3 tRNA genes and 3 rRNA genes are annotated in these 5,813 nt (G+C 54.0%); all 6 read right to left on the reverse strand.

Going from position 1 to position 5,813, the window contains the following annotated elements:
* Positions 1 to 10: 10 nt before the first annotated feature.
* The 6 genes from C0V72_RS15710 to C0V72_RS15735 all read right to left on the reverse strand — a co-directional run bounded on the left by C0V72_RS15710 (position 11) and on the right by C0V72_RS15735 (position 5,415).
* Positions 11 to 87: transfer RNA gene (locus tag C0V72_RS15710), tRNA-Met, on the reverse strand.
* Positions 88 to 198: 111 nt separating this feature from the next.
* Positions 199 to 313 (reverse strand): 5S ribosomal RNA (rrf, locus tag C0V72_RS15715).
* A gap of 140 nt (positions 314 to 453) precedes the next feature.
* Positions 454 to 3,243: ribosomal RNA gene (locus C0V72_RS15720) — 23S ribosomal RNA — on the reverse strand.
* Between the two features lie 322 nt (positions 3,244 to 3,565).
* Positions 3,566 to 3,641: transfer RNA gene (locus C0V72_RS15725), tRNA-Ala, on the reverse strand.
* Positions 3,642 to 3,650: 9 nt separating this feature from the next.
* A tRNA-Ile gene (locus C0V72_RS15730) sits at positions 3,651 to 3,727 on the reverse strand.
* A gap of 203 nt (positions 3,728 to 3,930) precedes the next feature.
* Positions 3,931 to 5,415: ribosomal RNA gene (locus C0V72_RS15735) — 16S ribosomal RNA — on the reverse strand.
* Together the 16S, 23S and 5S rRNA genes with 3 tRNA genes alongside form the textbook arrangement of a ribosomal RNA operon.
* Between the last annotated feature and the right edge of the window lie 398 nt (positions 5,416 to 5,813).

Consider the following 5,813-nt stretch of genomic DNA (forward strand, 5'->3'; position numbering starts at 1 on the left):
GTTTTTCGGTTGGTTGCGGGAGTTGGATTTGAACCAACGACCTTCAGGTTATGAGCCTGACGAGCTACCGGGCTGCTCCATCCCGCGATACCGATGCGTTCTGAGGCGTGATGCTGCAGAGACGCCAAAAGGGCTGCCCATGTTGGGTCAGCCCTTTGACTATGTGAATGGGTTAACCCCGCTTCCACTGGCTTCAATGCCTGGCGACGACCTACTCTTCCAACGCTTGAGCGTTAGTACCATCGGCGCTGTCTGGTTTCACGGCCGAGTTCGAGATGGGATCGGGTGGGTCACAGACGCTATGGCCACCAAGCAATGGGGCCAGTGGATGCGGGTTTTCAAATCGATGCACACTCAAGAGTTTTGAGTGGTTTAAAGGGCGTATCTGGCTGGAGTAATTCTCCGCCAACGCGGGGCTGCCAGAAGGCAGGCCTGTCGTTGACAGTGCGAATTCTCAAGCATGATATGAACTATTAGGACCGGTTAGCTCCATACATTACTGCACTTCCACACCCGGCCTATCAACGTGATGGTCTATCACGGTTCAAAGATACCTAATCTCAAGGGAGGCTTCCCGCTTAGATGCTTTCAGCGGTTATCCCGTCCATACATAGCTACCCTGCGGCACTCTTGGCAGAATGACAGGTACACCAGAGGTATGTTCACCCCGGTCCTCTCGTACTAGGGGCAACTCCTTTCAAGTATCGACGCCCACGGCAGATAGGGACCAAACTGTCTCGCGACGTTCTGAACCCAGCTCACGTACCACTTTAATTGGCGAACAGCCAAACCCTTGGGACCTGCTCCAGCCCCAGGATGTGATGAGCCGACATCGAGGTGCCAAACGATTCCGTCGATATGAGCTCTTGGGAATCATCAGCCTGTTATCCCCGGCGTACCTTTTATCCGTTGAGCGATGGCCCTTCCACGAGGGACCACCGGATCACTATGACCGACTTTCGTCTCTGCTCGACTCGTCAGTCTCGCAGTCAGGCAGGCTTATGCCATTGCACTCTAACAGACGGTTTCCAACCGTCCTGAGCCTACCATCGCGCGCCTCCGTTACTCTTTAGGAGGCGACCGCCCCAGTCAAACTACCCGCCACAGAGGGTCCCTACACCGGATAACGGTGCGAGGTTAGATATCAGAAAACAGCAGGGTGGTATTTCACCTATGGCTCCATGTCAGCTGGCGCCGACACTTCAAAGCCTCCCACCTATGCTACACAACTCTTTCCTAATACCACTCTGAAGCTGCAGTAAAGGTGCACGGGGTCTTTCCGTCTAACCGCGGGTACTCCGCATCTTCACGGAGAATTCAATTTCGCTGAGCATATCCTGGAGACAGTGGGGAAGTCGTTACGCCATTCGTGCAGGTCGGAACTTACCCGACAAGGAATTTCGCTACCTTAGGACCGTTATAGTTACGGCCGCCGTTTACTGGGGCTTCAATTCGGAGCTTGCACTCCTCCTCTTAACCTTCCAGCACCGGGCAGGCGTCAGACCCTATACGTCGTCTTGAAGCCGACTTAGCAGAGTCCTGTGTTTTTGATAAACAGTCGCTACCCCCTGGCCTGTGCCCCCCACCAGTGCTTGCGCATAGATGGGGCCTCCTTCTTCCGAAGGTACGGAGGCAATTTGCCGAGTTCCTTCAGGATACTTCTCTCAAGCGCCTTGGTATACTCTACCTGACCACCTGTGTCGGTTTCGGGTACGGTCTATACGGTGGGGCTATTTCCTGGAACCTCTTCACCGCCCGACCAATCCAATAAGGTCGAACAATTTACGAGATCCGTCACACACCACCAGGCCCACGAATATTAACGTGGTTCCCATCGACTACCCCCTTCGGGCTCGTCTTAGGGGCCGGCTCACCCTACGCTGATTAGCATTGCGTAGGAACCCTTGGTCTTTCGGCGACAGGGTATCTCACCCTGTTTGTCGCTACTCATGTCAGCATTCGCACTTCCGATACGTCCACGGTCGGTTACCCTCCCGCTTCACTCGCCTACGGAACGCTCCGCTACCGCTGCAGTAAACTGCAACCCTAAGCTTCGGTGCATATCTTTAGCCCCGTTACATCTTCGCCGCAGGAACCCTTATTTAGACCAGTGAGCTGTTACGCTTTCTTTAAAGGATGGCTGCTTCTAAGCCAACCTCCTGGTTGTTTTGGGATTCCCACATGCTTTCCCACTTAGATATGACTTGGGGACCTTAGCTGTAGGTTAGGGCTGTTTCCCTTTTGACGACGGACCTTAGCACCCGCCGTCTGTCTGCCAGACAAGACTCGATGGTATTCGGAGTTTGGTTAGGTTTGGTACCGCTCGCGCAGCCCTAGCCCATCCAGTGCTCTACCCCCATCGGCATACATCTGACGCTCTACCTCAATAGATTTCGCGGAGAACCAGCTATTTCCCGGCTTGATTGGCCTTTCACCCCTAAACACAAGTCATCCGATAATTTTTCAACATTAAACGGTTCGGTCCTCCAGTGCGTGTTACCGCACCTTCAACCTGCTCATGCCTAGATCGCCGGGTTTCGGGTCTAATCCAACATACTCAGTCGCCCTATTCAGACTCGCTTTCGCTTCGCCTACACCTAACGGCTTAAGCTCGCATGCTAGATTAAGTCACTGACCCATTATGCAAGAGGTACGCTGTCACCCCCTAAAGAGGCTCCAACTGCTTGTAAGCATTCGGTTTCAGGTACTGTTTCACTCCCCTAATCGGGGTGCTTTTCACCTTTCCCTCACGGTACTGTGTTCGCTATCGGTCATGTACGAGTATTTAGGCTTGGAGGGTGGTCCCCCCATGTTCAGACAGGATTTCACGTGTCCCGCCCTACTCTAGTCCTTCATCATCACTTTCGCATACGGGGCTGTCACCCGCTACGGCCACACTTTCCAGAGTGTTCTGCTAGTTGAAATGAAGGCACTGGCCTGGTCCCGGTTCGCTCGCCACTACTACGGGAATCTCTGTTGATGTCTTTTCCTCCGGGTACTGAGATGTTTCAGTTCCCCGGGTTCGCTTCACCAAGCCTATTTTATTCAGCTCGGTGATACCTTATCCACCTCGCCCGGCTGGCCCGAAAGCCAACTGGAAGAAATGGTGAAGGTGGGTTTCCCCATTCGGAAATCGCCGGATCAAAGTTTGCTCACAACTCCCCGACGCTTATCGCAGCGTGCCACGTCCTTCTTCGCCTGTACATGCCAAGGCATCCACCAAATGCTCTTACCTCACGCTTGAGAATCCACACTATCAACGACAGGCCTGCATAGAGCCTGACGCCTTGCGATAGCGTAGAGAATTATCTCAGCCAGATAATCAATTTGATTAATGTGATGATATTCGCCGCCCGGCCACAAATCCGTAGATCTGCACCAGCACGACGATACCGCCACGGCATCGATTTAAAAACCCATTCACAATGTCAAAGATCGGCGACGCTGGCTAACCAGCACAATCGCCTGACCCGCCGTCCAATTGCTTGGGGCGGGATCGGTTTTCGTTTCATCTATCGGATATGTGACGCGCGCTGGCATGTCGCCGCGCTGCATCATGTGTACCTGGTGGAGCCTATCGGGATCGAACCGATGACCCCCTGCTTGCAAAGCAGGTGCTCTCCCAGCTGAGCTAAGGCCCCTAAAGGTTATGGTGGGCCTGAGTGGATTCGAACCACTGACCTCACCCTTATCAGGGGTGCGCTCTAACCAACTGAGCTACAGGCCCACACCACCGTATCCGGCCGCCATTCCCGAAGGAACAGGCTGCCGCAAACGGGCGCGAGCCGGCTCAGGCACACAGCCTGCAAACACATTCATGCTGCAAGCTGTATCCGATTGATGAAAGGACATGAGGACGACGGCAATGTTCTTTGGAAGCCACGAAGCTCTTCTGAAGGCTAGCCCCAGCGCTTTCGTGAATATCCTTAGAAAGGAGGTGATCCAGCCGCAGGTTCCCCTACGGCTACCTTGTTACGACTTCACCCCAGTCGCTGAACCCACCGTGGTCAGCTGCCTCCTTGCGGTTAGCGCACTGCCTTCGGGTGAATCCAACTCCCATGGTGTGACGGGCGGTGTGTACAAGGCCTGGGAACGTATTCACCGCGGCATGCTGATCCGCGATTACTAGCGATTCCGCCTTCATGCCCTCGAGTTGCAGAGGACAATCCGAACTGAGACATCTTTTGGAGATTAGCGCATCCTTGCGGAATAGCTGCCCACTGTAGATGCCATTGTAGCACGTGTGTAGCCCAGCCTGTAAGGGCCATGAGGACTTGACGTCATCCCCACCTTCCTCCGGCTTATCACCGGCAGTTTCCTTAAAGTGCCCAACTAAATGATGGCAACTAAGGACGAGGGTTGCGCTCGTTGCGGGACTTAACCCAACATCTCACGACACGAGCTGACGACAGCCATGCAGCACCTGTCACTAGGTCCCCGAAGGGAAGAAATCTGTCTCCAGAAGTCGTCCTAGGATGTCAAAGGCTGGTAAGGTTCTGCGCGTTGCTTCGAATTAAACCACATGCTCCACCGCTTGTGCAGGCCCCCGTCAATTCCTTTGAGTTTTAATCTTGCGACCGTACTCCCCAGGCGGATAACTTAATGCGTTAGCTGCGCCACCCAAGTTCTATGAACCCGGACAGCTAGTTATCATCGTTTACGGCGTGGACTACCAGGGTATCTAATCCTGTTTGCTCCCCACGCTTTCGCACCTCAGCGTCAATACTTGTCCAGCGAGTCGCCTTCGCCACTGGTGTTCTTCCGAATATCTACGAATTTCACCTCTACACTCGGAATTCCACTCGCCTCTCCAAGATTCTAGCTTCCCAGTTTCAAGGGCAGTTCCGGGGTTGAGCCCCGGGATTTCACCCCTGACTTAAAAAGCCGCCTACGTGCGCTTTACGCCCAGTAATTCCGAACAACGCTAGCTCCCTCCGTATTACCGCGGCTGCTGGCACGGAGTTAGCCGGAGCTTATTCTCCCGATACTGTCATTATCATCTCGGGTAAAAGAGCTTTACAACCCTAAGGCCTTCATCACTCACGCGGCATTGCTGGATCAGGCTTTCGCCCATTGTCCAATATTCCCCACTGCTGCCTCCCGTAGGAGTCTGGGCCGTGTCTCAGTCCCAGTGTGGCTGATCATCCTCTCAGACCAGCTATGGATCGTCGCCTTGGTAGGCCTTTACCCCACCAACTAGCTAATCCAACGCGGGCCCATCTAAAGGCGATAAATCTTTGGTCCGAAGACATCATCCGGTATTAGCAGTAATTTCTCACTGTTATTCCGAACCTAAAGGCAGGTTCCCACGCGTTACGCACCCGTGCGCCACTAACCCCGAAGGGTTCGTTCGACTTGCATGTGTTAGGCATGCCGCCAGCGTTCGTTCTGAGCCAGGATCAAACTCTCAAGTTGTGTCACACACCAAACCAGCATGGGGAAAACCCCACCAACCGATCTAGCATGAGCTGCAAGGAGCCAATACCTGCACTGTCAAACGTAATGGATACGAATGAACATGCTTAACATCCATCCAGCCGTGGTGGCTGAACAAATGCGGCATCGGCTTAAATAACCGGTACCCGGAGCCTTGAGGTCCCCGGACCGGGCGCCGTCGCCCACATGTCCCTTCATCAAAAAACAACAATGTCAAAGAACCACCAGACAGTAATAGCGGACAGCCACGCAATCCCCAGTTTAAACCGGGGGACCGGCTATCCGATTATCTTGGCGACCAACGTAGCAGCAGAGGCAAAAGCCGGCAGCGCCGCGTCGGTGAGGGGCCTATATGGGCCACCTCAGATTCGGTCAAC

This window comes from Porphyrobacter sp. TH134 (genome assembly GCF_002855495.1).
In the GTDB taxonomy this organism is placed as follows: domain Bacteria; phylum Pseudomonadota; class Alphaproteobacteria; order Sphingomonadales; family Sphingomonadaceae; genus Erythrobacter.